The sequence below is a fragment of the Rhodococcus sp. p52 genome, from assembly GCF_000763325.2.
GTDB lineage: Bacteria > Actinomycetota > Actinomycetes > Mycobacteriales > Mycobacteriaceae > Rhodococcus > Rhodococcus pyridinivorans.
In genome coordinates this window covers 4,613,186-4,637,987 of sequence record NZ_CP016819.1, presented here as the reverse complement: position 1 = coordinate 4,637,987, position 24,802 = coordinate 4,613,186, and the positions used below count along the sequence as shown (strand labels likewise).

The window sequence follows — 24,802 nt, the reverse complement described above, 5'->3', positions numbered from 1 at the left end:
GCCGGTGAGCGGCGGTGTGAGTAGGCTCATGACCCGGCAACGAATCGTTTTCGAAAATGGGAATGACATCGGGCCTTCGGGTCGTTACAGTAGGTAGTCCTGCGAAGGTCGCAGGCGCGTACGGGGCTGAACGGTTTCGACTGCGTACGTTGAGCAAGGGGAAGCGTGTCGGTGCAGGCAAGAGACCACCGTAAGCGTCGCTGCAACCAATTAAGCGCCGAGTCCACTCAGCGCGAGTACGCCCTCGCTGCCTAAGCGAGCGCGTCTCTGTCAGCCCGGGTTTGCTCTCGACCCGGATCCTGGCATCGACTAGAGAGCTCTACCGTACGGCTCGGTCGCGGAGACGTGCGGGACAACAAACAGCGACTGGGATCGTCATCTCGTCTTGTTCGCGAGAACGGGAGATCCGAGTAGAGACATAGCGAACTGCACACGGAGAAGCCCTCGCGAGGCGGCGGAGGACCCGGGTTCGATTCCCGGCAGCTCCACCAAACCCCAGGTGGGAGACCCAATAAGGATCTCTCACCTGGGGTCCTTTTTTGTCTGAGGGTGCTCGGATGTACCGGAAACGTACCGGTTACTCCCACCAACTACAGCATCGAGCGCATCGGCGACCACCGAGTGCGTCCGGCCGCGACCGAAGTACACATCGGTCGTCATCGACACCTGAGCGTGCCCGAGATGATCGGCCGCCCCCCGAGCCGACAACCCCTCCTCGTCGATGAGCGTCGCCACCGTCTTCCGGAACGTGTGGGTCGTCACCCACTCCAATCCAAGGGCCGCGCGCACCTGCCGCCACTGCCGCGACACCGTGTCGGGATCCCGGTACGTATCGACCGCCGACGGGAACACCATGTCCGCTCGCCGCTCCCGGGCCTCGAGCATCTCGACCGCGAACCCCGGCAGCGGCAACGTGCGCATACCGGCGGCCGACTTGGTGGTGCTCTCCCGGATGATGCCGGCCCGACGGACGCGGATGACCTTCCCGGAGATCGTCACCGACCGGGCCTCGAGGTCGAGGTCCTTCCAGCGGATGCCGAGCAGTTCGCTGATGCGGCAACCGGTCGCGGCGAACATGGTGATCACGTCGGCGAGGTCAGCGCCGTCGCAGTACTGGGCAACCGTGGGGATCTGACCAGGCTTACTGGTGGTGCGCAGCCCCTTCTTCTTCTGCCAGTCGGACAGGACCACCGGGCACGGCGCCGTGGAATGCCGGACGTCGTGGAGCAGCTGCGCGAGCGCGGCCGCGTCCATCGACTTCGAGCGTTTGCGGGCGGTGCGCCGGGACGCCAGGTCGGACACCTCGCGGACGGGGTTGGTGGTCAAGGCCCCGTAGCGGACGGCAATCTTGAACATGCCGGAGAGGATGCCGCGGGTCTTACGGGCGGTGGGCACACCGTGCCGGTCGGCCATCTCCCGCAGGAATCGGTCGAGTTGCTGGGTGCTGGCCTCACGGATGGATTGCTGTCCGATGCCGGCGCAGATCCTGGCGGCGAGCCGGTCGTAGTCCTCCATGGTGGCAGGGGAGCGGTCGCCGTCGACGAGTTGTTTTCGGTATTCGGTCCACAGCACTTCGACCTTGGTCGCTGCGGAGATCTCCCCGTCCTGCGGAAGGCCGCGTTCGAGGAGTGCTTCGAGGAGGTATCGCTCGGCGACGGCTCCGGTGCGGTCGCGTTGGCCGGCGGGGGTCTCGCGGTAGACCTTGCGGGTGACGCCGTCCATGTCGCGGATGCGGCAGCTTGCGCGCCACCGTCCGTCGGGGAGTTGGGTGCGGGCGATCTTGCCGTGGGCCCCGAGGGGCAAGCTCGGGCGGGCCATCAGGGCAGATGCTCCGTGCAGGCGGCGGCGATGGCCTTCGGCACGATGTCGCCGGTGTACTCCTCGGGGTAGCCCTCCTCGTTGAGGAGCTGCACCGCGTCGTAGGGGGAGTTGCCGGCGTCGAGGAATCCGCACATGGAGTCGGCGAACTCGAGGGCTTCGGCGCGGCTCGGTGCGGGTTGGCCGTTGGAGGCGTACATGTCGGCGAGTGCCCGGACGTAGATGTCGACCTGAATGGGTTGTCCGGGTTGGCGTCCTTCGGATTGTGGTGCGGCAGAGCGAGATTCGGATGCGACGGTCGTGGTCGTGGTGGTGGGTTCGGTGGGGGTGCCGGCATTGTCGGATGAGCAGGCCGACAGCGTGAGTATGCAGGCGATGGCAGTGGTGAGTGCGTATCTGCGCATAGTGATTCCTTCCAGGTGGTGATGGTGGGTGGGTCAGTTCGATCGACGGGCGATCTCCTCGTCGAACCACCGTCGTTCGCACGGGGTGAGGGTGCGGAGACGGGTCTGCAGGACGTCGAGATCGACCCACAGCTCGTCGGCCATCTCGTCGTCCACGCGGCCCTGGCACCAGATGTAGGCGTCGACGAGTTCGCGCAGGGGGATGAGTCGGCGGGCGGTGAGCTCTTCTACGGTGCGTTCTTCGCGGAGGGCGAAGTAAGGGTGGCGGGGGGCGGGTCCGCGTTCGATGTGGATCAGTTCGTGGGTGAGGGTGGAGCGTCGTTCGCGTTGCCGTGATCCTTGGTCGATTTCGATGCCGCGGCGGGTGACTCGGCCGAGGAGTCGGTGGGGTCGGAGGTCGACGAAGTGGACGTCGATGTGTGGGTGGTGATCACGCAGGTATCTCCATGGGTGCCATTTCCGGTTCGCTGTCATGCTTCGGATTAGAACACCAGTTCGAACGACATGGAATCAAAATCAACTACATGTCGTCGTGGGAGTTCTCATCCTCGCGCTCGGCCAGTGTCTTTCCCTTGCGGGCAGCGAGCTGCTCGGGGTCGAACAATTCGCCATCGAAGTCCTCGTCATCCTCCTCTTTCGAGTGGCCGACAAGGCTGAGGACTTGGCCGCCCGCATTCAAGTCTTCGTCCTTGACGTCATCGAGAGCGAGACGCTGGCTGACCATCACGCGAAGGAGTTCGACCACTGCTTCGCGCTCCTTCGCGTTGAGGTAGTCCACACCGGGGGGCAGGTCGTCGACGAAGGGTGCCAGAGGGGTTCGGCGACCGGCGGCTGCATAGGCGACTTCTTCGTCGACGCCGGCAAGCCAGGCGATGGCGCGAATGGTGTCGTCGGAGGGCTGCGACTTGTAGGTCCTGGCGCGGATCTTGTTCACCGTGGTGTGAGTCAGGTCGTAGCCCTGTTTCTGGGCGAGCTCGGCGAGTCGCCGGCCCGTGGCGTCGCGGACTTCGGCAGCTCGGTTGATGAGGTCTCGCAGGGACGGCTGGTGATGTTGTTCGGTCACGGCGGTAAAGGTCCCCTCTAGGCATCTACTTGTTCCAGTGCAGCGCATTTTCCAACACAAGTAGAGCGAGAGTAACCGCAGGGTGTGACCCACTTTCCGCTTGTTCTCTTGACAAGTAGTTGACGATTGGTGATGATTCCACTTGTCAACGGAACAAGTAGGGGGCAAGATGAGGAACGCAAGACGAACCAAGGTTCGGCGGATCTACCGAAGGAATGTGTGGATGCAGGTCAAAGACCTCGAACGCCTCAAGCGCGAACGCCAGCGCCGGGGCCTCGCGCAGTGGGAGCTCGCCGCTCTCGTCGGGTGCACCCAGCAGACCATCAGCCTCCTCGAGACCGGCAAGATGGCAAACCTCTCCGAGGAGTTGGCGATGAAGATCGCCAAGAAGCTCGACGCCTCCTGGGACTACCTTTTCGTCGCTCATGAGGTTATCGGCATGACCGAGGTGGCAAATGGAACTGACTCCAACCGGCAGCCGGTCCCGGCATGACGACGCCGAGAACGTCCCTGGACAAGAAAAAGGCCGCCCCGGTGGAGCGGGACGGCCAGACATCAACCACCTGGAAAGGATCGAAGATGCAGCGACAGCTTAACAGCGACGACTTGCTCGCCGCCATCGAGGGACTCTGCGAGTTCTACAACTGCCCGGAAACGAAGCCGATGTGCACGCCGGCGGATTCGGGCGGATGGCTTCTCACGCTTGCCGTGACCGACAGCTTCACGTCTGTGCCGAACGTCTACCGCGGTTCGGCCCGCACGATCATCGCCGTCCGCGGGGAGGTCCTGCGCGACACCCTCGAGGCTCTGCGCGGCGTCATCCTCGCCGCGGCCCCGTCCTACGAGATCCAGCGGGGTTCCTGAGATGTCGATCCTCACCCGCAAGCTCACCGAGCGCGAGCTCGCCGCCGTCGAGAACGAGTCGACCCCCGTGGCGCAGGAGACGTTCTCGCAGATCTTCTCCGTCGACCACGGGCAGCTCGAGGTCCTCGACCCGTTCTCGGCCACGCCTGTCGAGACCGAGTCCGACGAATACAACGAGCAGGCCGACGCACTGTACGCAGAAGGCGAGCGGTGCGACGACGCCGACCGTGATGTCCAGTCCGATGCGGACGAGGACCCCCCGCCGAACCCGATGCGCCTGACCCCGGCTGTAGTGGCCTGGATCGCGACGTACGGCGGCACGATCGGCGCGCTGATCTACCTCGCCGGGGGTGGGCGATGACCATCTTCATCGACGTCTACACCCCGCCGAAGGGTCCGCACGGTCCCTGCACGTGCGGCGGCAGCACGCCCGAGTTTCCGCAGCATGAGGGCTGGTGTGGCCTGCCTGAGCCGGTGGAGTCCGGGTCGTGGTGCTGCGGCTGGACCGACGGCGTGTGCGAGGGCTGCCCCGGCCGGTCGCGGATCTGGGGTGCCCGATGAGTGGGCCGGAGCGGTACATCGCCGAGTCTGCGATCTTCGGGGACACCAACCTCGTCGACTGGACCATCGCACCGGCCATGCGCACGGTCGCGGCCAACGCCAAGAGCGTCGAGGAGGCGCGAGGTCTGCTCGAGATGCTCGGCCTCATCGACCCTCGGCCGAAGTCCGACGCCGAGCCGGTGGTCGCCTGCAAGCGGCGCTGCGCGAGCTGCAACCGGCCCGGCCGGCATTCGAGCGAGTCGCTGCGGAAGTGGCCCGGGACTGTGGCGATCGTCGGCCGTGGGATGTGCCGCGCCTGCTACGACGTCGTGCTCAAGGAAGAGAAGAGGGCGCGCGATGACGTGGCGTGACTGCACCTGCGCCCGCACCGTCTTCGGGCACGAATACGACTGCGCGGCCCTGTTCGCCGACGACAGCGCCGACTACCACGCCGAGCTGTTGCTCGACGCCGAGCGAGAGGACGCCGAGCTGTGAAGCCGGAGAACCTGACCCAGGCGGATGTGCTGCGCCGCGCTCGGCAGCTGCACCTGAAGTTCCGTATCGAGCACGACGAGGACCTCGGCGCGTGGGTGGTGTTGGCGACGTCGAGCAATGTCGCCGAGCCGATCCGCGTCGGGAAGGCCGACACCCGAGAGAGGGCCCAGGCGTTCGTCGACGAGAAGTCCCGGCAGTTGCAGCAGATGCTTCCGGGGATCGTCGAGAAGGTCCAGGGAGAGGAGTTCCCAGGATGAGTGAGATCAGCAGTGCGGTCCGCAATCTGGCGGCCATCGCGGCAGCGAAGCAGCTGCTCGCCAAGGCGGAAGCTGCGGCCAAAGCCGAGTTGTCCGCCGAGTTGAAGCGGGGCACCGTCTACGCGCACACCGCGGCGGGGGAGGAGCTCGGTTACGCGACCGTGCCGAAGCCCTCGAAGCCGAAGCCGAGCATCGAGGTCGTCAACGAGGCGGAGTTGTTCGCCTGGATGGTCGATCAGTTCGGCGACGAGGTCATCGAGACCAAGGTGCAGCTGACCGAGCAGGGGCTGCGGTTGCTTTGGACGCACGTCGAATCGGCGGTCGCCCTCGCGGAACCGTTCGACGCGACGCTCCCTCCGGGGGTCGAGGTGTCCATTCCGCCGGCGAAGGTGCCGACGCCACGGTTCACGCCCGCGAAGAACGTCGTCGAGTTGGTGCAGGGCATGTACTTCCGCGGCGAACTGAACCTCTCCGATGTCCTGGCGCTCGAAGGCGGTGACCGCGATGACTGAGGAGCGTCTCAAGGCCCTCGCGAAGCTGCGGGAGCCGTTCGCCGATCACCAGATCAACGTCCTCCCGAAGCCGTACAGCAAGGACGCGCCGAAGGAGTTCTGCAGGATCTGCAACAGCAGGCACGGGATGCCCGCTGCGCACCTCGATTACGTCGGGCACGCAGCCCTGACCGACCGACTCCTCGAGGTGGACCCCGAATGGTCCTGGGAGCCGTTCGCTCTCGACGACTCCGGCCTGCCGCTCTTCGACCGCAATGGCGGACTGTGGATTCGGCTCACGATCTGTGGCGTGACGCGCATCGGGTACGGCGACATGGGTGGCAAGAATGGCGCCAACGCTGTGAAGGAAGCGATTGGTGACGCGCTGCGTAACGCGGGGATGCGCTTTGGTGCCGCGCTCGACCTGTGGCACAAGGGCGACCTGCACGACGCGGCAGAGGAGCGTGGCCGTGACCCCGAACCGGCGCCGCCAGCGGTCGATGTCGACGCCTTGCTCGTCGAGGTTGAGAACGCACCGGACAAGACGGCACTGCAGGACTTGTGGCGCAAGTCCGGTCCGATCGCCGACGAGGCCCGTAAGGCGGAGGTCCGCGCGCTGATTCAGGCGCGACTGCAGGACCTCGAGCAGCCCGAGCAGCAGACGCTCGACGCCTAACAAGACCCGCCAGGGGTGGTGTGTCGACGGAGTCCTGATCCGGCGCACCAGATGTGCGCACCACACCACCCCTGGCGCACCTACCCGAAACCACCTGAAAGGAACGGCTCGATGCGAAAGAGCCCCAACCCGGCCCACATGAGCCTCGAAGAGGTCGCCGACGCGATCGGCCGACGGCCGGACACGATCAAGAAGTACCGGATGAATCCGAACTGCCATCCGTTCTTCCGCAAGGCATTCAAGACGGGCACCGGCCGGAACTCGCCTCTGCGCTGGTGGCGGCAGGACGTCGACGAGTACCTGCGCACCGAGACCGGGCGTGGAATCGGAGGTGCGGCGTGATGCTCTCCCGGGATGAACTCGCCGACCTGATCGCCGAACAGTTGATGCCGGCTGCGGCGGAGCTGGTGATGGGTCCGGCTATCGAGCTGGCGAACGCGATCCTCGAGGGCTATGCGGTGGTGAAGCTGCCGGAGTCCAGTCACATCGACGAGCACGGTGTGTCGTGGAACAGCGCAGATGGGCGTCCGCTGGTGACGGTGGCGAACGAGGACGTGTGGGCGGGGGACGACATTCTCGACGCGGATGCGGCGGAGGGGGAGGGGCTCGCTCTGTTGGCGGCTGCTCGTGCTGCCCGCGCGTTCCAGGTGAGGCTTCCGTGAGCGTCGAGAAGGTGTGCGGAGTCGAGGTGTTCACTCTCGCGCTGCCGTACACGTCGCCGCCGTTGTCGATGAACGACCGGAAGCACTACATGGCCCGGGCGCGTCTCACGCGGCAGATCCGGTCCACGACGGCGTGGCTGGCGAAGCAGCAGAAGGGCCCGACGGGTCTCGAGCTGGCCGCGGTGTGCCTGCACTACCGGCCTCGGGACAACCGCCGGCGTGATTCGGACAACCTGATGCCGGTGCTCAAGGCCGCGTGCGACGGCCTGGTCGATCACGGCTTGGTGCCGGACGACACCCCGCAGTTCATGACCAAGGCGATGCCTGTCATCCATCCCGCCGAGAAGGGCTCCGAAGGCTCTCTCTGGCTCACCATTTCGATCGGAGATTCCCAGTGACCACCCCCGTTCCCGTGACCCTGTTCGCGAAGACCACCGGCTGTCAGCAGTGCGTGGCGACGAAGAAGCACCTCGACCGGCAGGGCACGCCGTATGCGCTGCGCTATGTCGATGAGGATCCGGCCGCGGCCGATTGGGTGAAGCTCCTCGGCTACCTGCAGGCCCCGGTCGTGATGGTCGGTGACATGCACTGGTCCGGCTACCGCCCGGACAAGCTCAACGCGCTGCAGAAGCTGCACACGATCGCTGCGGACATCGCGGACCTGGACGTCCCCGCCGCCGCGGCCATCGCGAAAGAGAGTGTGGCATGAAGACTCTCGCGACTGTCGCCGGGATCGGCACGTTGTGCACCGCGGGATGGCTGACCGTGGCCGCGATCGTGTGCGACATGGCCGGCACCGCTCTCGTGCACCTCGGTGGCGACTGATGACCACCACGGATAAGGCGGTGCTCGCCGTGTCCCTGCCGTTCACCATCCTCGCCGGGATCATCCTCGGCCGGTTCCTGTTCGTCGCGGCGTGCCTGGTCCTGCACCGGGCGCGCCGCCGGCGCGGAGACATCTCGTGACCACCGCAGAGGTGGGCGGCTGGGGTGACCCGGGGGCTGATCCGCCGCACGAGTGGGAGCGCACCCGCACAAGGCTCGAGGAGGCCGAGTGCGCGCTCGCTGGGATGGTGCACGAGAACAACGAGCTGCGGGCGATCATCCGCCGGGTACGGGAGTACGCGCAGCTGCAACACGACCTTGCGCAGGATTACCGCGACCACGGGGGCCTGTACATGGGGCGGACGCATGACGAGATCGGAACTGCGCTCGAACGCATCATCGGAGACCGGCCATGACCCCCGCGGCACGCCATCTCCCTGTCGCGTGGGACGGGCACCCCATCGAATGGGGCGAGTTCACAGCGGACCCGTTCGTGTGCCAGATCAACGCAGACGGCACCTCGGAGTCGGTCCCGCCGGGCTTGTGTTGGCACTGCGGTGTCCGCGCCGAACGTGTCACCGCCGAGGGGCGGGTCGTCATCCCGAACTGGCCCTATCGGCTCGTCCTACGCCGATGCACCCGCTGCGGTCACGACCAGGTGCGCAATCCGCTGACGGGGCAGGAATGGGATCTCGACGAGTCCGACTACGGGCCCGATGGGTCGTGGGAGGGCGCGTCATGACCCCCGATCAGATCCGGCTGCTCGGCGAGCTCAGCGACCACCTGGTCCTCGGCCTCGTCGACTACCCCGACTACTGGTGCGGCCACATCCGTGAAAGCCAAGGGAGCGGCACTACCCGTGACCAGCAGTGGTGGGACGCGCACCTGTTCCGTAAGACGTATCCGTGGGGCATCGCCATCACCACTGCCGGCGACTACACGTCCCAACGGAAGGTCGCCGATCCAGCGCATGTCGTGACGCTGACCTGGCGGCAGATCACCCGGTGGGTGGAGTCGCTCACCGACACCCAGCGTGCCGAGGCACGTCGGGCCCGCATGTCCAAGGACCAAGGGCAGGAACGCCACGCCGTGGACGCGCTGCTCGGGCGCGTCCCGGCCGAGCCGGTGGAGCTGACGCTGTGGTGACCGAATGCCCGGTGTGCCGTCGCCAGGTCCACGCCTCCGAGTACACGGGACGGGTGCGCCGCCACGACGACACCGCCGATCGAACGTGCCCGATGTCCGGGCACACCATCCCGATCGACCAGCTCGATGGAAGGCGGAATGTTCTCCACTTGTCGCTACGATGATGCGAGGCCGCGCGGTGCTGACACACCTCACGGCCTCTTACCCACTCACTGATCTAGGCAGAGAGGGGATGGCGAAATGCTACCCAACTCAACGCGAGGCGCTGACCGATGGAGGGCCGTCCGATGACGTGGTTCAAGGTCGACGACGCGCTCGCATTCCATCCGAAGGTGATCTCGGCGGGCAATTCTGCGATGGGCCTGTGGGTCCGGGCGGGCGCCTGGTGCAGCGCACATCTCACAGAAGGCGCACTGCCGAAGCACATGATCGGCACACTTGGCGCACAGAATCGCGACGCCAAACGGCTTGTTGAGGCGGGCCTCTGGGGGCAGACCGATGTTGGCTACCAGTTCGTCGACTGGGATGACTACCAGCCGACGAAGAAGCAGGTAGAGGCCGAAAGGGAGGCGAATCGGGAGCGGCAGAAGCGGTTCCGGGACAAGAAACGTAACGCCGTTACTAACGCCGATAGTCACGACGTGAGTGACGGTGCGACTAACGACACCCCGACCCGACCCGACCCGACCCGTCCTTCTTCTAGTGGTTACTTAGAGGGGGGATCTCACGTAAGCGACGCGCGCGAGATCGAACCCCCCTCCTCGAAATGCCCGAGGCACATCAACGAGCCGAACCCGCCGGCGTGCCGCGCCTGTGGCGAGGCCCGCCAGGCTCGTTCGGACTGGGAGGCCCGGAAGGCGAGGGAGTCGTCGCGGGCTCGTTCCGCAGAGGCTCATGCGCGTGCCCAGGAGCGCCGTAGGGCGATCGACGCGTGCTCGTTGTGTGACGGGGAGGGCTACATCGGCACGGACCTGTGTGCGCATGCTCAAGCCCCGTCGTCCCGTCCGAGCCTCAAAGTCCTGTATGCGCAGGCGGAAGCCGAGAAAAAAGCGCTATGACGAGGGGTGGAAAGTGGGTCGCATTCCGCTTTCCAGTCCCGTAGAGTGATCTTCCGACACACAAAAAATTGCCCCTCCGGAGCGGTAACTCCGAGGGGCCGGACACCGAGTTAGGAGCTCGAATGTCACTCACCAACGTTACCGGACAACTCGTCCAGATCGCAGTCCCCGGCACGAACGCCACCATCCCCGCAGCCGAGATCGACGGCAAGCCGATGGTTGCTCTCCGGCCGATGTGCGACGCGATCGGAATCGACGCCGACAGTCAGGCCCGCAAGCTCAAGGCCAGGTCATGGGCAACCACGGTCATGAGCACCGTAGTTGCGGCCGACGGCAAACCGCGCACCATGCTCCTGATCGACCGCCGCACGATGACCATGTGGCTCGCCACCCTCGACGAGAACCGCGTCTCCGAAACCGCGAAGCCGACCGTCGTCGCATTCCAGGCCGAGGCGGCCGACGCGCTCGACGCCTACTTCCACACCGGGCAGGCCACCAACCCGCGCGGAACGGCCCTGTCGACGTTCGACATCCTGCGTGCGCAGATCGACCAGCTCGAGGCCGCGCAGCGCACCGCCAACGAGGCCAAGGCCATTGCAGCCAAGACTGAGGCCCGCCTCGACGCGATCGAGGGCCGCCACGATTGGTTCGCCGCCGTCGGTTACGCCAAGACCCACGACATCCCGAACACCAGCACCCAGTTCCTCGCGAAGGTGGGGCGGCAGGCCGCGTCGATCGCGCGGGCGAACGGTATCGAGCCGGTGCCGGTGCAGCACGCGCTGTACGGCCGGGTGAACACGCTTCCGGCGTGGGTGTGGGAGATCGCATTCGAGGGACGTCAGGCATGAGCGAGTACGTGTGGAAGCTCGACGTCGAATACCCCGAAGGCGCACTCTTCCCCGAGGACTTCAAGCACTCCTTCTACGCAGGCCGGCCGCGCGCCGACTGGAAGCCCGAGGGCTGGGAACCCGACGACGAGTACCTGGAGCGCTTCCAGACCACCAGGTTCATCTGGCCGTCCGTCCGCCGCGTGTACCTCTCCCGCACCGCCGCGGTCGAGCGGGCGTTGCTGCTCGAGCACTACGGGGCGAAGGTGCGCCTCCTCCGGTCGAAGCCGATCGAGTTCGAGGAGCGTTCTTTCCGTCGTCCGCTTCGTGTGATCCAGGGCGGTGCAGCATGAGCGTGAGCGACGAGCTGGCCGCACTGCTGGAAGAGCATCGATTCGACCCTGAGACGCGAATCTGCGCGTGCGGAGTCGAATGCGGAGTGATGTGCGACAACCTGACCTATCTGGAGCATCTCAACCACGCCCTACGTAACCGCTTCTCCGTCGTCGAACTGCCTGAGCCGGACGGATATGCCGAGGAACAGCCCTACTGGGACTCGACCGACTATGTGGAAGCAGAGGACGGTCACGTCTACCTCATCGGGAGCACGGGATACCGCAAGCCCAATGAGGCCCGTGACCTCGCTGCCGCTCTCGTCGCTGCCGCGAACCGAGCGGAGGCGCAGTCGTGAACCACCCATGCCATCGGATAACCCACGAAGCAATGGCATGGCTCGCGCCTGCCCTCGGATTCGCTGAGCGAGCGGAGGCCCACGCATGAGCGACCCGACGACACCCGAAGGCCGAACGATCCGCGTGCAGGTCAGCGTCGATACCGACGAGCTGAAGAAGTGGGCAGACTGGCACGCCGACCACTGTCACCCCGGTGTGGCACAGGTGCTCTACAACGCATCGGACAGCCTAGAGACCCAGGCGTCTGCCCTCGACCGCGTGCGCGAGCTGCATCCGAACTGCAACGACCGGTGCGGGATCTGCCACGTCTGCAACGAGGTTTACCCGTGCCGCACCATCTGCGCCCTGGACGGTGACTCATGCCCCCGCCGCAGTTGGATGCCGGCGCCGCCCGCGAATCCGCCGACCGGCTCGCCAACCTCGCCGACACCCTCACCGGCTGCCACCACACGCCGGCCACCCACACCCCCACCCACACCGGGGAGACCCAATGAGGGAATACCACTGCACCACCTGCGACTTCCACATCACCGGCCCCGCCGATGATGTGGCCGACGAGATCGACGCGCACGAGGAACAGCACCACACCAGCGACACGGCTACCAAGGTCGAGATCACGCCCGAGATCCTGCGAGACGTCGCCGACGAAGCCCGACGCACCGCGCATCTCGGAGCCCACGGCACGATCAACGCGCTACTGAAATGGGCCGATTGGCTCGAACGCGAGCAGGCCGACGAACAACGCATCGACGAACTCGTGCACGCATTCGAGTGGGGTGCTGCGGAGTGGTGGCGCGCCAACGGGCGTCCTGACTTCACGCCCCAGCCGCTCCCCGACTCAGTTCGTGCCGGCATCCGGGCCGTACTCGCCAAACTCGACGAGGATCCCCGATGACCCGGCCACTCGACGGACCGGTCCGCGGCGCCGTCTTCACGCTCCCGTCCGCACTCCTGATCTGGGCGCTCCTCATCGGCGGGTTGGCACTCATACTCGCCGCCACCTGAGACCCCGGCCCCGTGCACAGCTTCCCGTGCACGGGGCCGGACCCACACCAACCACCGCGAGAAAGGACACGCCGGATGCCCGCCGCCTACACCGACATCGACGAAGCCAACGCCCGCATCGACGCACTCGAGCACGAACTCGGCCAAGCCGCCGAAGCCGCCCGCCAGGCACACAAGGCGAACGAGAAGCTGCGGGCCGAACTCATGGAGGTGCGGATGACGGCGCAGGCGGACCCGAGCATGTACCGGCCGTCTCCGGAGCGTGGCACCTACGCGGCCCCGGCAGGTGGACAGTGAAAGACCCCATCGTGCTCGAAGCTCGGATTGAGCAGGCTGCCTGCGCGGAACGGCTACAGGCGCAAGGCGTTGACCCGTACCTCACCGAGGACTTCCGGGATGGAATCGAGCGCGCAGCCCGCATTGCGGTCGGGATGCTCACGCCCCGCACCATCACCACTCACAAAGAACTCGCAGTCTTGCCTGACGGCACGGTGATCATCGGACCTGACGGGCTAGTGGGTGAGAAGCGGGACTGGCCCCTCGATCTCGCTGTCCGTTACGTCAATGGGACACAAGAAGCGAATGCCGACATTCCACTGCCCGCAACCGTCCTGTACGTCCCGGAGGCGCGACGATGAACGGCTACCTCACCAAAGCCGAACTCGCCAAGCTCGACGCCATCCTCAAAACCGTGCCCTGGCTCGCCCACAGGCTCGACGAAACCATCCTCCGACAAGACCGCATCGGCGGCGCCCCCATTCCGTCCCTCGGCGGCAACGACAGCACCGAACAACCCCTGCCCTACAACCACATCGCCAGCAACGTCCGCGACCAGCTGCACAACACGCTCGTCGGCTGGGCACGGCACGTCCTCGAACAGCGCGGCATGTACTACCAAGGCGACACCAGCACCGCCGGCACCTCCCGCTGGCTCCGCACCCACATCGACGCCCTCGCCCTCACCGAAGGCTCCGCAGAAGCGTTGTCCGACATCGACGCCGCCTCCCGATCCGCATGGCGCGTCATCGACCGACCCGAAGAACGCCTACGTCCCATCGACGAGCAGCGCCTCGCCGAAGCTGATCGGATGGTCCTGTCCAAACACGGCATCGCCGACCTCGCACGTCAACTCGGCGACCAGTACAAGACCCTGACCGCCCGACGGGTGCAGCACCTCCGCGATATCGGAGCCGTGCAGCCCATCCAGACAGCCGGACGAGCCCTGCTGTACCTCGTCGGCGACGTACGGCGCGCACATCTCCACCGACTCGAGCTCGAACAACTCACCGCAACAGCGTGACCAGCGACGGAAGATCATCTGATACGCTCAGCGCGTACGCGCGAGATGACCCCACACCGGGGCGCTCGCGCTTCGTCGTTTCCAGACACCCCAATCGTCCATCCTCGAGTGCCGACCCCCTCGCGCCGCTCGGATGGACCCGCCCCGCGTCCGGTTTCGCTACCTGGGAGCGCGGGGCGTCAACTTCCGAAGGAGGGATCGAATGGACCACCCGATGGGACGTCCCAGTCTCGGCCTTCGTGTGCGTGTAGTGGCTCATGGCTGCGTGGACCGATGAGGACAGTCGGCGCCTTCGTGAACTGCATGGGCAGGGCCTGTCGTTGCGTGCGATCGCCGAGAGGATGGATCGGCCGAAGGTCACGATCGGTCGGTGGGCGAAGAAGCTCGAGCTGACGTTCGGGACGGAGCGCACTGCTGAGGCGACGGCGGTGAAGGTGCTCAACGCTCGGGAGCGCAAGGCCGCCGCGGCCGAAGCAGAGCTGCGGATCCTGGAGCTGGCGCAGAAGCAGGTGCTCGACGTGCTCGACGGTGAGGACCTGTGGCCCACCCTGAAACGCGGCGAGGGTGGCTCGGAGCATGAGGTGTATCTGAGATTCATCCCAGCGCGGGATCTGCGGGAACACACCAACGCCCGATCTGGCAGCGCGGCGATCATCGACAAGCTCTCCGACCGCACCGCGGACGCGGCCGGCGCGAAGTCCACACTCGCCCAGATGCACGACGTCCTCACCAACCTCGTCACCAACGTGACACCGGAAGACATCGCCTCGCTCGAACCACCGGAGAAATAGCCCGTGACTGTCGAGGTGCTCGACCCCATCGACCGACTGCCCATCTCCCGCAAACAAGCCCTCTCCGTCGGACTCGCCCAAGCTGATGCAGCCAAGTCGCAGATGAACCTGTGGGAAGGCGCCGTCCGATCCGGCAAGACCGTCGGCTCACTGTTCGCTTACATGATGAAGATGGCGAAAGGCACAGGGGAAGGTGAAGCGGTCATCATCGGCCGCACACGGGACACCGCCTACCGCAACCTCATCAGCCCACTGCAGAACGTCACCATGTTCGGCGACTGGGCCTCGCAAGTGAAGTACAACCGCGGCGCCCCAACAGCCGAGATCCTCGGCCGCACAGTGCACGTCCTCGGCTCCTCCGATGTCCGCTCCGAAGGCATCATCCGCGGCATGACCATCGAAATCTCGTACTGCGACGAGATTACCCTGATGGCCGAAGAGTTCGTCAACCAGCTCAGGGCCCGCCACTCCATCGAAGGCGCCTGGATGGGAGCCACCACCAACCCCGACGGGCCGCGCCACTTCCTCAAGAAGGACTACATCGACCGCCGGCACGAACGCGGACACCGAGTGTTCCACTTCGAGCTGGAGGACAACCGCCGATACCTGCCCGACGGGTACATCGAGAACCTCTCGCAGCAGTACAAGGGCCTGTGGCACGACCGGTTCATCCGTGGCCTGTGGACCATGGCCGACGGCGTCATCTACCCCATGTTCGACCCCAAGGTGCACGTCGTCGACACCCTGCCCACCATGCAGCGCGTCCTCGCGATCGGCATCGACGACGGCGTCAACCACCCCGCCGCGGGCATCCTGTTGGGCCTCGGCACAGATACCCGCCTGTACGCCATGGCCGAGTTCGCGCCCCCCGCCGGCACACCCGCTGACCGAACCCGACTGTTGCGCCGCTTCGAGAACGAACACGGCACACCCGACTATCACTTCGTCGACCCCTCCGCAGCCGCCCTCAAGATGCAGCTCAACCGCGAAGGATTCGTCAACATCGCCAACGCCGCCAACAGCCACAAACTCGGCATCGGTGTCGTCGCATCCCTGCTGTCCACACAGCAGCTCCTGATCCACTCCTCGTGCTCGAACCTGCTCAACGAGATCCCCGGCTACGTATGGGACTCCAAAGCGGCGAAGAAGGGCGAGGACAAACCCGTGAAAGAGAACGACGACTTCTGCGACGCCCTGCGCTATGCAGTCGCGTCGTCCCAGTTCATGTGGCGCTACGCCGTTCCACTACCCGACGATCACCGATTCGAGAGCGAGGCAGCCGCGTGAGCAGCATCCGACCCGGCGTGGCATGGCCGCCCAAAGACATGGCGCCACTGTTCGCCCGAGTCGCCGAATGCCGCGTCCAATGGGAAGGCGCACCCGACCGCCTCGAGGACTTCTACGCGCAGCACCCCAACGGCAGCAACCCCGGCCGCATCCGAGCCGCCTGGAACGCCCTTTGGGGAAAGCCCATCCAGGCCGGACAGGACACCCCCGAACGGCTCCACGCACCCATCCCCGCCGACGTCGCCAGCCTGTCGGCGACTGCCCTGTTCGCCAAGCCGCCCACCATCCTCGCCGCAGCCGAGGCAGGTGAGCAGGTACAGAGGCGCATCGACGACATGTTCAATGCGCCGCGCTTTCATTCCGACCTGTACGCGGCCGGCGAATCCGCGTCCGCCCTCGGAGGTGTGTACGGGCGTGTAGTCCGTGACCGCAAGGTGCAGGACGATCCGTGGATCGAATGGGTCGACGTCGACCGCGCCATCCCCGACTGGCATCGCGGACGGCTACGGGCCGTCACGTTCTTCACCGAACTCGACGGCAGCGACTCGCAGGATGTGTGGCGGCACCTCGAGCGGTACGAGCGCGGCAGGGTCGTGCACGAGCTGTACCGCGGCACCAGCGGCAGTCTCGGACGCCTCATGCCCCTCAATGAGCATCCCGCCACCGCGGGCCTTGATGTGAGTCTCGCCGCCGACGGAGCGTCCTTCGTCGACGTAGGGCTCGATGAGCTGCTCGTCGAATACGTGCCGAACAAGATCCCCAACCCCGAATGGTCCGCAGACCCCGCCCTACGCAACATGGGCGCCTCCGACTGTGGAGCCCCAGACCTCGTACCGCTGTACCACAGCATCGACAGTGTCTGGTCCTCCCTGATGCGCGACGTACGCCTCGGCAAGACCCGCGTGTTCGCCTCCGCTGACGTTCTGCAGCACGGCGGCGCCGGCACCGGACTGACATTCAACGAGGATCAGGAGATCTTCACCCGCGTCGGCACCGGCATCGGCAAGGAAGGCGCCGCAGAGTCGATCTTCGAGTTCCACCAGCCCGAGATCCGGGTGCTGCAGCACGACCAGGTCGGCGAAATGCTGTTGCGTGAGGTGCTGCGCAAGACCGGCTACAGCCCCATGTCGTTCGGTCTGTCCGATCAGGTCGCGCAGACGGCGACGGAAGCGTCGGGCAAGAAGGAATCGACAGTCACCACCACCGAGGGCAAGGCCCGCCACTTCGGTGTGGCGTTGCAGCATCTGACGACGGCGTGCGCGCGCCTCGCCGGGGTGAGCCTGGTCGACCCCCTCGATATCGATTGGCCTCCGTTCGCTCAGGAGTCGGGTCTGGCGCGTGCTCAGACGGTGCAGGCGTGGGAGACCGCGCGGGCCGCGTCGACGCGCACGAAGGTTCGGTATCTGCATCAGGACTGGACGGAGGAGCAGGTCGACGAGGAGGTCGCGCTGATCGAGGCCGCGGGCGCGGTGGAGGCGCCGGTGTTCGGTGGCGACGCACCGCCGTTCGGTGGTCAACCCGCCGGCGACGAGCAGCCCGAAGAGGAGCAGGAGACCGAGGAGGAAAGCGATGGAGCGGTACCGCAAGAAGCCCGTTGAGATCGAAGCGAGGCAATGGGACGGCACGGCTGAACGATTCGCCGAGCTGCAGGAGTGGGGCGGCCTCGACACCTTCGTTGTCGAGTGCACCGCGACCAGCACGGGTGGTGGCGATCCACGGTGGCTCGAACGGCTGATAGTCCCGACGCTCGAAGGGCAGATGCGCGCCGATATCGGCGACTGGATCATCCGCGGCGTCAAGGGCGAGTTCTACCCCTGTAAGCCGGACATCTTCGAAGCGACGTACGAGCCCGTCGAGGAATAATCCGAGGAGGTGTAGCAGGTGGCACTCGACCCTGAAGACGCCCGCAACATCCCCGACGAACTCATCGCCCTCTACACGGCCGCCGAACTCGAACTCCTCACCGCCATGGCCCAAGCCATCGCCACGGGGATCGACACCGACGACTGGCTCACCACCCAAACCGAACAGCAGCTCCTGTTCCGGCAGCACGCCGAACAACTTGCACGCCGACTGCAGGAACGAATGCCGCGGCTCCTCGAGCAGGCCGTGCAGGACGCAGCCGAACTCGGCGAGGAGGCCGCCGATGCCGACACTGACGAATCCGAGACGGACCGCACGCCGACGGCTACCGCGGTCGGTGCTGCTGGCGCGGTCGGGGCGCCAGCAGCACGCCGCCGCAACACAGCCCGCACCGTCGCGCAGACGCAGCAGGCATGGTCGACCCTGGCCCGAGCCACTCAAGCCCTCCCTGCGAACGCAGGAGCTCTGTATTCGCAGGTCGTGACGGAGGTTCAGGTCCGCAACCGCGAAGTGCCGCGCGCGGGCAGGCCGACGGGCGGGATCCTCGGCGCGCCCGCGGCGACTGGCACGCGGTTGGATGCGGCACAGCAGGCCCTCGACATCCTCACCAAGCGCGGCATCACCGGCTTCCGGGACCGCGCAGGCAGGAACTGGTCGCTCACCAGCTACGTCGAAATGCTCTCCCGCACCGTGGTGAACGAGGCGATGCGCGAGGCTCACATCGAACGGGCCCTCGAGCACGGCCACACGCTCATGGTCGTCTCGTCGCACTCGAACCCGGCACCGCAATGCCAGCCGTTCGAGGGCCAGGTTCTCTCCCTGGACGGCCGCACAGGCACGATCACGGTCGAGTCCGCGACGACCGGACGGCCGATCCGGGTGCGCATCAAGGCCACGATGGACGAGGCCATCTCGAATGGCTTCCGGCATCCGAACTGTGGACACGCCCTCAGCCGGTTCGTGCCGGGCGCATCTCGGACGTTCAAGACCGAGCCGGACCCCGAAGGCTACGCAGCCACCCAGAAGCAGCGAGCGATGGAACGCGCCATCCGCGATACGAAGCAGCGCGCCGCCGTCGCCATCACCCCACAGGCCAAACGGGAGGCGAACGCCCGCCTCCGAGCGCAGCGCGAAGCGATCCAGCAGCACGTCGACGAGCATGGCCTGACCCGCCGGCCACGCCGCGAGCAGATCAACCGCGCCCGCTAACCCCCACAGACTTCCGCCCCTGGGCGGACACCCCGACACCGCGACGGTGCCCGGGGCGAACCGCAGCGCGACGCTGCACACCCTCAAGGAGCCCACCAATGCGCCGCACCACCGCACTCGCCCAGATCCTCGGATCCAGACACGGAATCGACCCCTTCGCCACTACGGGCCGTTGGCCCACCCGACAGCCCCCCCGCCGCGACGGCGAGGGGCATGACGGCGGCGACGGCGGCAACACCGACCACAGCGACGACGGTGGAGGCGCAAGCGACGGCACGCCCGACGACAGTGCGGGCAAGCCTGACGACGGTGACGACGAGAAGCTCGGCGAAGGCGGCAAGAAAGCCCTCGAACGCGAACGCGCCGCCCGCAAGGAACTCGAGAAGAAGCTCGCCGAACGCGACAAGGCCGACGAGAAGGCCCGACTCGCCAAGCTCGACGAGAAGCAACGAGCCGAAGCCGAACGCGATGCCGCCGCCAAGGAAGCCGAGAAGGCCCGCGCCGAACTCGCCGTCGAACGCGCCGCCCGCAAGCACGGCATCACCGACGACAAGGACCTCGAACTCCTCGCCGGCGTCCCCGCCGACAAAGTCGAGGCCCTCGCAAAACGAATCGCCGCAGCATCCAAAGGCAAGGACTTCGGAAGCGAAGCCGGAGGAGGCCGCAGCAACAGCTACGAAACCGACCCCCGCAAGCTCGCCGACGCCGCAGCCCAACGCCGCGGCACCTTCTACTAGGAGACAGCCACCATGGCAAACACCATCCTCAAGGCCGCGCAGATCGTCGCGTCCGGCCTCGGCGTCCTCGAACGCGAGATCGTGCTCCCGCGCCTGATCGCCTCCGACGCCAACGTCTACTTCTCCCAGCGCTCCCCGGCCAACGACACCGTGTCGCTGCGCATCGCCGGCCGCACCGTCGCCCGCGACTACGGATGGCGCAACGACCGCTCGACCGCCATCCAGGTCGACGACCTCAACGAGTTCAAGGTCGACGTGAAGCTCGATACGCACATCTACAACGCAATCGGCCTCACCGACGAGGAACTCACCCTCGACATCGAGGACTTCACCAACCAGGTGCTGCTCCCGCAGACCCGCGCGGTCGCCGAACGTCTCGAGGGCAAGATCGCCGACAAGATCTCCGACGCCACCTACCCGGCCGGATCGGTCATCGACATCGCCACCTCAGGCGGCTTCTACAACTCCCTCGTCGACGGCCGCAAGGTCCTCAATGACAACAACGTGCCCGTCGCGGGCCGCATCTGCCTCGTCGGCACCGGAGTCGAGCAGGTCGTCCTCAAGGATGACCAGTTCAAGAAGTTCGACCAGGCGGGCGATCAGAGCGCCCTCCGTGATGCGACCATCGGCCGCGTCGCCGGGTTCACCGTCGTCACCTCGAACAGCATCCCCGAGGACGAGGCATACGTCTTCCACCCCTCGGCATTCCAGGCCGTCTACCGCGCCCCGCAGGTGCCGCGCGGTGTCGCCTTCGGTGAGGCGCAGTCCTACGCCGGCCTCGCGATGCGGTGGATCCAGGACTACGACTCGGACTACCTGCGCGACCGGTCGGTGCTGTCGACTTTCTTCGGCATCTCCGTCGTGGAGGACCCGGACGACTACACGGACGCCGACTCCACGAAGTCGCTCAAGCGCGCCGTGAAGCTGACTCTGGACGCGACGCCGTGAGCGGGCGTGTAGAGGTGCCCCGGTTCACGAAGGGCGAGCCGGGATTCACCGCGAAGCTGAACCAACTGGGCGACGCGGTCCGCCAACTCCAGGACGCCATGCTCGAGCTCGTCGGCAACCCCGACGTCGGCGACGAGGCCACGGGCGCCGCGTTCAACCCGTCCGAGCACGACGTCGACGAGGTGAACGACTACCTCGCCACCGTCGAAGACAGCGACGAACTGAACCGCGTCCTCGAAGCAGAGAAGGCAGGCAAGGCCCGCAAGGGCATCCTGTCCCGCTGAGCCGGTGACGGTGCGCCGCGCGTGCACTGTCGCCACCAGGAGGCCACTGTGCTGATCTACGCCACACCCACCGACTACGAGGAGTGGACCGGCAGCCCGCCTCCACATAACGGCTCGGTGCTGTTGCGTGAGGCGTCCGGGCTTGTCGCGGATGCCTGCGTTGCAGACGTGTACGACACCGACTCGAACGGCCTGCCCACCAACCCATGGAAGCTGGGCGCGTTGCGCGATGCGACGTGCGCCCAGGCTGCATTCTGGGCGCAACACGGCATCGACCCCACCGCGGGCCGTGCCGGTATGGCCGAAGTGGTGACGGCCTCGTCGATCGACGGGGCATCGGTGTCGACGAACGCCGGGGAACTCGAGGCTGCGAAGGCCGAGAGCTTGGACGGGCTCATCCCGTCCGCGGTGCGAATCCTCCGCACCGCCGGTCTCGGCTCGAACCTGGTGCGATCATGGTGAGCGACCCGCTCGCCGTGTGGTGGGCGTGGCCCGTGCGGGTGGCCCGCAAGGTCGCTGACGGGCCGTACGGTCCGGTACACGCCGATCCGGTCACGGTCATGGGGAAAATCACCGCGAAACGCAAGAAAGTGCTCGCACCGGACGGCTCCGAGGTGATCTCAGAGGCCCGCGTCTCCATGCCGGCAACCACCGCGCTGATCCCACCGGGGTCACTGGTGACGCTGCCTGCGGAGTTTGGGGGTCGTGAGTGTGAGGTGCTCGCCGAGCAGCTGCACCACGACGGCCTCGGCCGCACGCCGAACTTCTACTCGATCGACCTCACCTAGGAGGTGTCGTGTCCCTGAACATCAACCTGGCGGCCATCCGCGCCGCAGCACAGCGGGGTCTCGACGACGCCGCCGAGGTCATCAAGCAGGAAGCTATCGAGCGGACGCCGAAGGAAACCGGGGCGCTGCGCAACGACTGCACCACCCACTCCGGGGACCTCGAGGCCGCGGTCTCGTACTCCCTCCCGTACGCGGTGCGTCAGCACGAGGAGTTGGGTTACCGGCACGAGCACGGTGAGGCGAAGTTCCTCGAGAATGCCGTCATTGCCACCCGGCAGACGGTGGGGCAGGTCATCGCCCAGGCGATCAGGAGCGCACTGTGACCGAATCCGAGATGGAGATATCGCGGATCACCATCATCCGCACGATCGACCAAGACGGCCGCGACGGCATCGCGGTCGAATCGTGCAAGCCCGACGGTGAGCCACTGATGATGATCGAAACCCTCGGCCTGCTCGAGTTCGCGAAGGCCCACCTCATCGCCCCCATGGTGCTCGACGCCCCGGAGGACGAATGACCACCGCCCGCGCACCGGCCACTACCGCGGTCGAGGCAGCCATCGCCGAGCACCTCGCCACCCTCGGCCTCGCCCGCTACACACCGACCGGCGTCTACACCGGCACAGGGCCACCCGCGGTCTTCTTCGGCGCCATGCCGGACAAGCCCGACGACGCCCTCGTCATCAACACCTACAACGACGACCGCAGCCGCGACGACCACAACCCCGACATCTACATCCAGATCCGGGGACGACGTGCCGGCCGCAATCCTCGAGCCGTTGATGACCTCATGGATGCGCTGTTCGACGCGCTCCACGACGCCGCCCACCAACAGTGGGGGAGCGTCCGCGTCCTGCTCTGCCGCCGCACCGTCCGCGCCCCGCGCGACCCCGATGCGAACGGCCGCTGGACACGCCCCGACAGCTACGTCATCACCCTCAACCCGTCCTAGGAGGACGACACCATGACTACCCCCACCCCGGTTGCAGCACCTCCGAACAGCTCCTCGCTCGCGACCGCGCTCGCCCGCGACTGGGTGCTGCGCGTCCGCGACGTCGGCGAAACCGACTGGCTGTTCGTCCGTGGCCTGTCCTCGGTCTCCCCGATCTTCGAGGGCGCCGCCCAGGACGCCTCCGACATCGACGGCGAAGGCTTCGGCGCCCAGGTCGTCACCGGCCTCAACTGGCGCGTCGAGGGCTCCGGTAAGCGCAAGGGCGAGAACACCACCGGATTCGTCGACGACCCCGGGCAGAACCTGCTGCGCCGCAAGGGCCGCCGCACCGGCATCGACAACATGGTCGAGTTCCAGATCTACCGGCGCGACGAACTGCCCGACGCCTACCAGGGCCAGGGCCCGGTGATCTGGACGGACACCGCAGCCGGCGACCCCAACGCCCTGCAGGAGTTCTCCTTCCAGCTGATCGGCAACGGCAAGCCGGAAGAGATCACCAAGCCCGCCCCGACGACCCCTTAGTCGGCCCGGCGGCATACGTCACCACCACTGACCTCGACCCCCAGCCAGACGATCTGGCGGGGGGCGAGGCAGTCGACACCGACACGATTGCCGACGGGCCCGAACCCACCGAGGAGGCGTAGGTGCAGGACCTCGACGCGCTCTTCGACCCGGACCTGCACCTACCCATCGCAGGCAAGGACTACCGGATCACCTGCAGCGCCTGGCAAGGCTTGCGCCTGCACCGCCTCATCGCCTCCGGCGCGGTCCTGTCCGACGACGAGGAACGCGCCGAAATCCTGCTCATGCTCGGCGACACCTACCAGCAGATGGTCGACGACGGCGTCCGCTGGCCCACCATCGTGCACGCCGCCCGCACCGCCATGCTGTGGTTCGGCCACTCCGAAGCCGCAGGCGCGGCCCTGTGGGAACGGCTCGGTGCGCCGGGAAATCCGATACCCCCATCCCCGAAGCAGGCACGGATGGGGGAGTGGATCCGAACGATCTTTCGGCGCCCGGCACGTACGGACCGGATGATCCTGGCGGCGGTCCGTACGACCCCGCCACCGGCCTGCGCGAGTGGTACCGCGTCGAACCTGAGAAGCTGAAACCGACCCGGGTCGAACGCAGCATCACCGACTGCCTGCATCACTGGAATCTCATCGAGCTCGACCTACAGGACGCTGGCATCGACGTCGAATCCGGTGTCCTGCGGTCCCGTTCCTGGCGATGGCTGCGCCTGCGCATCGAAAGCCTCGCCGCCGAACCATCCTCCCGCCTGCACAAGGCCCTACTGAGAGGCGTGTGAGTGGCGCTCAAGGACCTCACTGAAACCGGGTTCGACCCTGACCTGCATCTGCCGATCCGCGGCAAGCAGTACACCGTCCCGGCCCCGGACTACGAGACCGCCAAGGCAATGCGCGAGCAGACCACCGCGGAAGGATTGCCGCCGGTCGAGCAGATCGACCAGGCCATCGCCGCGTTGGGTCCGGCACTCGGCGAGATGGTCGCCGACGGCATCCCGTGGCCGATGATCCTGCACGCCGGCCGCACCACCATCCTGCACTTCGGGTTCTCCCCGGACCTCGCCGAAATCCACTGGGCGATGGCTCACCTCGGCCGAATGGTCGACCTCGAACAGGTCTCCGAGCGACTCGGGGACCTCGAGAAGGCGCGACGTAGCGCACGAAAGCAGCAATCCTAGGAGGGCAGAGCTATCGCTCTCGATGTCGGCGAGCTTGTTGCCCGCCTCACTCTCGACGACTCCCGATTCATCCAGGGCACCCAGCGCTCCGAGCAGCAGTCCCGGCAGGCCACCCAG

Annotated in this window: 46 protein-coding genes and 1 other RNA gene; 43 read left to right on the top strand and 4 right to left on the bottom strand. The window is 66.5% G+C overall.

Translation table 11 applies throughout. The features are described 5' to 3' along the window. Nucleotides 1-122: 122 nt before the first annotated feature. Nucleotides 123-491, top strand: a transfer-messenger RNA (tmRNA) gene (ssrA, locus tag IM25_RS21535). Nucleotides 492-522: 31 nt separating this feature from the next. On the opposite strand, the gene IM25_RS21530 is transcribed toward ssrA, so the two are convergent. Genes IM25_RS21530 through IM25_RS21515 form a run of 4 tightly spaced genes read right to left on the bottom strand, consistent with a single transcriptional unit; the run spans nt 523 to nt 3,285 of the window. Next, entirely contained in the window at nt 523-1,818 is a 1,296-nt protein-coding gene (locus IM25_RS21530; RefSeq protein ID WP_065996396.1) for a site-specific integrase, read from the bottom strand. Continuing rightward, nucleotides 1,818-2,222 carry a DUF732 domain-containing protein gene (locus IM25_RS21525; protein WP_033097118.1) on the bottom strand — a complete coding sequence of 135 codons (405 nt, stop codon included), beginning with the start codon at nt 2,220-2,222 and terminating at the stop codon, nt 1,818-1,820. The genes IM25_RS21530 and IM25_RS21525 overlap by 1 nt, the downstream gene beginning before the upstream one ends. Before the next feature lie 33 nt (nt 2,223-2,255). After that, nucleotides 2,256-2,696 (bottom strand): ImmA/IrrE family metallo-endopeptidase, encoded by a 441-nt coding sequence (locus IM25_RS21520; RefSeq protein WP_065996394.1) that lies wholly within the window; start codon nt 2,694-2,696, stop codon nt 2,256-2,258. Nucleotides 2,697-2,742: 46 nt separating this feature from the next. Further along, nucleotides 2,743-3,285, bottom strand: a complete 543-nt coding sequence (locus IM25_RS21515) for a hypothetical protein (RefSeq protein ID WP_052040033.1) — start codon at nt 3,283-3,285, stop codon at nt 2,743-2,745. A 223-nt stretch (nt 3,286-3,508) separates the two neighbouring features. Here IM25_RS21515 and IM25_RS21510 point away from each other — a divergent pair, with 223 nt between their 5' ends. The 42 genes from IM25_RS21510 (at nt 3,509) to IM25_RS21320 (ending at nt 24,685) form a co-directional block, all read left to right on the top strand. Next, complete coding sequence (locus IM25_RS21510; protein WP_033097120.1) at nt 3,509-3,778, top strand: helix-turn-helix transcriptional regulator; 270 nt, start codon at nt 3,509-3,511, stop codon at nt 3,776-3,778. A gap of 86 nt (nt 3,779-3,864) precedes the next feature. Next, nucleotides 3,865-4,149 (top strand): hypothetical protein, encoded by a 285-nt coding sequence (locus IM25_RS21505; RefSeq protein ID WP_033097121.1) that lies wholly within the window; start codon nt 3,865-3,867, stop codon nt 4,147-4,149. A gap of 1 nt (nt 4,150) precedes the next feature. Further along, nucleotides 4,151-4,510, top strand: coding sequence for a hypothetical protein (locus tag IM25_RS21500; protein ID WP_065996393.1), 360 nt, complete (start codon nt 4,151-4,153; stop codon nt 4,508-4,510). A gap of 196 nt (nt 4,511-4,706) precedes the next feature. Beyond that, entirely contained in the window at nt 4,707-5,060 is a 354-nt protein-coding gene (locus IM25_RS21495; RefSeq protein WP_065996391.1) for a hypothetical protein, read from the top strand. Then, entirely contained in the window at nt 5,047-5,184 is a 138-nt protein-coding gene (locus IM25_RS26155) for a hypothetical protein (RefSeq protein WP_157126978.1), read from the top strand. The genes IM25_RS21495 and IM25_RS26155 overlap by 14 nt, the downstream gene beginning before the upstream one ends. Continuing rightward, on the top strand, nt 5,181-5,441 hold the full coding sequence (locus tag IM25_RS21490; RefSeq protein WP_033097124.1) for a hypothetical protein: 261 nt from the start codon (nt 5,181-5,183) through the stop codon (nt 5,439-5,441). Before IM25_RS26155 ends, IM25_RS21490 begins: the two co-directional genes overlap by 4 nt. Then, the gene (locus IM25_RS21485) at nt 5,438-5,953 is read left to right on the top strand and encodes a hypothetical protein (protein WP_033097125.1); all 516 of its coding nucleotides are present in this window, start codon (nt 5,438-5,440) and stop codon (nt 5,951-5,953) included. The genes IM25_RS21490 and IM25_RS21485 overlap by 4 nt, the downstream gene beginning before the upstream one ends. Beyond that, nucleotides 5,916-6,608: a hypothetical protein gene (locus IM25_RS26540; RefSeq protein WP_198162516.1), complete on the top strand. Its 693-nt coding sequence runs from the start codon at nt 5,916-5,918 to the stop codon at nt 6,606-6,608. Before IM25_RS21485 ends, IM25_RS26540 begins: the two co-directional genes overlap by 38 nt. Nucleotides 6,609-6,719: 111 nt before the next feature. Beyond that, complete coding sequence (locus IM25_RS21475; RefSeq protein WP_147430390.1) at nt 6,720-6,950, top strand: hypothetical protein; 231 nt, start codon at nt 6,720-6,722, stop codon at nt 6,948-6,950. Beyond that, a complete protein-coding gene (locus IM25_RS21470; RefSeq protein ID WP_033097127.1) occupies nt 6,950-7,270 on the top strand; it encodes a hypothetical protein in 321 nt (106 codons plus the stop codon). The genes IM25_RS21475 and IM25_RS21470 overlap by 1 nt, the downstream gene beginning before the upstream one ends. Beyond that, nucleotides 7,267-7,668: a hypothetical protein gene (locus IM25_RS21465; RefSeq protein ID WP_232333365.1), complete on the top strand. Its 402-nt coding sequence runs from the start codon at nt 7,267-7,269 to the stop codon at nt 7,666-7,668. Before IM25_RS21470 ends, IM25_RS21465 begins: the two co-directional genes overlap by 4 nt. 14 nt (nt 7,669-7,682) lie before the next feature. Next, on the top strand, nt 7,683-7,979 hold the full coding sequence (locus IM25_RS21460; RefSeq protein ID WP_335739980.1) for a glutaredoxin family protein: 297 nt from the start codon (nt 7,683-7,685) through the stop codon (nt 7,977-7,979). A gap of 115 nt (nt 7,980-8,094) precedes the next feature. Beyond that, complete coding sequence (locus IM25_RS26145; RefSeq protein ID WP_157126977.1) at nt 8,095-8,235, top strand: hypothetical protein; 141 nt, start codon at nt 8,095-8,097, stop codon at nt 8,233-8,235. Further along, nucleotides 8,232-8,510 carry a hypothetical protein gene (locus tag IM25_RS21455; protein ID WP_033097128.1) on the top strand — a complete coding sequence of 93 codons (279 nt, stop codon included), beginning with the start codon at nt 8,232-8,234 and terminating at the stop codon, nt 8,508-8,510. Before IM25_RS26145 ends, IM25_RS21455 begins: the two co-directional genes overlap by 4 nt. Next, nucleotides 8,507-8,836 (top strand): hypothetical protein, encoded by a 330-nt coding sequence (locus IM25_RS21450; RefSeq protein ID WP_033097129.1) that lies wholly within the window; start codon nt 8,507-8,509, stop codon nt 8,834-8,836. The genes IM25_RS21455 and IM25_RS21450 overlap by 4 nt, the downstream gene beginning before the upstream one ends. Further along, complete coding sequence (locus IM25_RS21445) at nt 8,833-9,240, top strand: hypothetical protein (protein WP_033097130.1); 408 nt, start codon at nt 8,833-8,835, stop codon at nt 9,238-9,240. Before IM25_RS21450 ends, IM25_RS21445 begins: the two co-directional genes overlap by 4 nt. Nucleotides 9,241-9,527: 287 nt before the next feature. After that, entirely contained in the window at nt 9,528-10,298 is a 771-nt protein-coding gene (locus IM25_RS21440; RefSeq protein ID WP_065996386.1) for a hypothetical protein, read from the top strand. A gap of 122 nt (nt 10,299-10,420) precedes the next feature. After that, nucleotides 10,421-11,146 (top strand): phage antirepressor N-terminal domain-containing protein, encoded by a 726-nt coding sequence (locus IM25_RS21435; protein WP_065996385.1) that lies wholly within the window; start codon nt 10,421-10,423, stop codon nt 11,144-11,146. Then, nucleotides 11,143-11,478 (top strand): hypothetical protein, encoded by a 336-nt coding sequence (locus IM25_RS21430; RefSeq protein WP_052040036.1) that lies wholly within the window; start codon nt 11,143-11,145, stop codon nt 11,476-11,478. Before IM25_RS21435 ends, IM25_RS21430 begins: the two co-directional genes overlap by 4 nt. Then, the gene (locus tag IM25_RS21425) at nt 11,475-11,816 is read left to right on the top strand and encodes a hypothetical protein (RefSeq protein WP_157126976.1); all 342 of its coding nucleotides are present in this window, start codon (nt 11,475-11,477) and stop codon (nt 11,814-11,816) included. Before IM25_RS21430 ends, IM25_RS21425 begins: the two co-directional genes overlap by 4 nt. Before the next feature lie 360 nt (nt 11,817-12,176). After that, nucleotides 12,177-12,311 carry a hypothetical protein gene (locus IM25_RS27395; RefSeq protein WP_257785278.1) on the top strand — a complete coding sequence of 45 codons (135 nt, stop codon included), beginning with the start codon at nt 12,177-12,179 and terminating at the stop codon, nt 12,309-12,311. After that, a complete protein-coding gene (locus IM25_RS21420; RefSeq protein WP_033097133.1) occupies nt 12,308-12,712 on the top strand; it encodes a hypothetical protein in 405 nt (134 codons plus the stop codon). Before IM25_RS27395 ends, IM25_RS21420 begins: the two co-directional genes overlap by 4 nt. A 185-nt stretch (nt 12,713-12,897) precedes the next feature. Further along, nucleotides 12,898-13,119, top strand: coding sequence for a hypothetical protein (locus tag IM25_RS21415; RefSeq protein WP_033097134.1), 222 nt, complete (start codon nt 12,898-12,900; stop codon nt 13,117-13,119). Continuing rightward, nucleotides 13,116-13,460, top strand: a complete 345-nt coding sequence (locus IM25_RS21410) for a hypothetical protein (protein WP_033097135.1) — start codon at nt 13,116-13,118, stop codon at nt 13,458-13,460. Before IM25_RS21415 ends, IM25_RS21410 begins: the two co-directional genes overlap by 4 nt. Then, a complete protein-coding gene (locus IM25_RS21405) occupies nt 13,457-14,122 on the top strand; it encodes a hypothetical protein (RefSeq protein WP_052040038.1) in 666 nt (221 codons plus the stop codon). Before IM25_RS21410 ends, IM25_RS21405 begins: the two co-directional genes overlap by 4 nt. Before the next feature lie 257 nt (nt 14,123-14,379). Next, entirely contained in the window at nt 14,380-14,913 is a 534-nt protein-coding gene (locus IM25_RS21400; protein WP_033097136.1) for a helix-turn-helix domain-containing protein, read from the top strand. A gap of 3 nt (nt 14,914-14,916) precedes the next feature. Beyond that, nucleotides 14,917-16,200, top strand: a complete 1,284-nt coding sequence (locus tag IM25_RS21395; RefSeq protein WP_232333364.1) for a terminase large subunit domain-containing protein — start codon at nt 14,917-14,919, stop codon at nt 16,198-16,200. Continuing rightward, nucleotides 16,197-17,798: a hypothetical protein gene (locus tag IM25_RS21390; protein WP_198162515.1), complete on the top strand. Its 1,602-nt coding sequence runs from the start codon at nt 16,197-16,199 to the stop codon at nt 17,796-17,798. The genes IM25_RS21395 and IM25_RS21390 overlap by 4 nt, the downstream gene beginning before the upstream one ends. Continuing rightward, complete coding sequence (locus IM25_RS21385; RefSeq protein ID WP_033097137.1) at nt 17,770-18,063, top strand: hypothetical protein; 294 nt, start codon at nt 17,770-17,772, stop codon at nt 18,061-18,063. The genes IM25_RS21390 and IM25_RS21385 overlap by 29 nt, the downstream gene beginning before the upstream one ends. An 18-nt stretch (nt 18,064-18,081) precedes the next feature. Continuing rightward, nucleotides 18,082-19,272 (top strand): phage minor capsid protein, encoded by a 1,191-nt coding sequence (locus IM25_RS21380; protein WP_052040039.1) that lies wholly within the window; start codon nt 18,082-18,084, stop codon nt 19,270-19,272. 98 nt (nt 19,273-19,370) lie between these two features. Beyond that, nucleotides 19,371-20,009, top strand: a complete 639-nt coding sequence (locus IM25_RS21375) for a hypothetical protein (protein WP_065996382.1) — start codon at nt 19,371-19,373, stop codon at nt 20,007-20,009. A 12-nt stretch (nt 20,010-20,021) separates the two neighbouring features. Then, the gene (locus IM25_RS21370) at nt 20,022-20,957 is read left to right on the top strand and encodes a P22 phage major capsid protein family protein (protein ID WP_033097138.1); all 936 of its coding nucleotides are present in this window, start codon (nt 20,022-20,024) and stop codon (nt 20,955-20,957) included. After that, nucleotides 20,954-21,241: a hypothetical protein gene (locus tag IM25_RS21365; RefSeq protein WP_157126975.1), complete on the top strand. Its 288-nt coding sequence runs from the start codon at nt 20,954-20,956 to the stop codon at nt 21,239-21,241. The genes IM25_RS21370 and IM25_RS21365 overlap by 4 nt, the downstream gene beginning before the upstream one ends. Before the next feature lie 48 nt (nt 21,242-21,289). Further along, nucleotides 21,290-21,703 carry a hypothetical protein gene (locus IM25_RS21360; RefSeq protein WP_033097140.1) on the top strand — a complete coding sequence of 138 codons (414 nt, stop codon included), beginning with the start codon at nt 21,290-21,292 and terminating at the stop codon, nt 21,701-21,703. Beyond that, a complete protein-coding gene (locus IM25_RS21355; protein ID WP_198162514.1) occupies nt 21,697-22,029 on the top strand; it encodes a hypothetical protein in 333 nt (110 codons plus the stop codon). Before IM25_RS21360 ends, IM25_RS21355 begins: the two co-directional genes overlap by 7 nt. An 8-nt stretch (nt 22,030-22,037) precedes the next feature. Further along, nucleotides 22,038-22,352, top strand: coding sequence for an HK97 gp10 family phage protein (locus IM25_RS21350; RefSeq protein WP_033097141.1), 315 nt, complete (start codon nt 22,038-22,040; stop codon nt 22,350-22,352). Beyond that, nucleotides 22,349-22,546 carry a hypothetical protein gene (locus IM25_RS21345; protein WP_033097142.1) on the top strand — a complete coding sequence of 66 codons (198 nt, stop codon included), beginning with the start codon at nt 22,349-22,351 and terminating at the stop codon, nt 22,544-22,546. Before IM25_RS21350 ends, IM25_RS21345 begins: the two co-directional genes overlap by 4 nt. Next, complete coding sequence (locus IM25_RS21340) at nt 22,543-22,980, top strand: minor capsid protein (protein WP_033097143.1); 438 nt, start codon at nt 22,543-22,545, stop codon at nt 22,978-22,980. Before IM25_RS21345 ends, IM25_RS21340 begins: the two co-directional genes overlap by 4 nt. Nucleotides 22,981-22,992: 12 nt before the next feature. After that, the gene (locus tag IM25_RS21335) at nt 22,993-23,502 is read left to right on the top strand and encodes a phage tail tube protein (protein WP_052040041.1); all 510 of its coding nucleotides are present in this window, start codon (nt 22,993-22,995) and stop codon (nt 23,500-23,502) included. Nucleotides 23,503-23,624: 122 nt separating this feature from the next. Next, complete coding sequence (locus IM25_RS26140) at nt 23,625-24,089, top strand: DUF7426 family protein (protein WP_157126974.1); 465 nt, start codon at nt 23,625-23,627, stop codon at nt 24,087-24,089. Continuing rightward, nucleotides 23,972-24,289 (top strand): hypothetical protein, encoded by a 318-nt coding sequence (locus IM25_RS26135; RefSeq protein WP_157126973.1) that lies wholly within the window; start codon nt 23,972-23,974, stop codon nt 24,287-24,289. Before IM25_RS26140 ends, IM25_RS26135 begins: the two co-directional genes overlap by 118 nt. Then, nucleotides 24,290-24,685: a DUF7426 family protein gene (locus IM25_RS21320; RefSeq protein ID WP_033097145.1), complete on the top strand. Its 396-nt coding sequence runs from the start codon at nt 24,290-24,292 to the stop codon at nt 24,683-24,685. Nucleotides 24,686-24,802 lie beyond the last annotated feature (117 nt).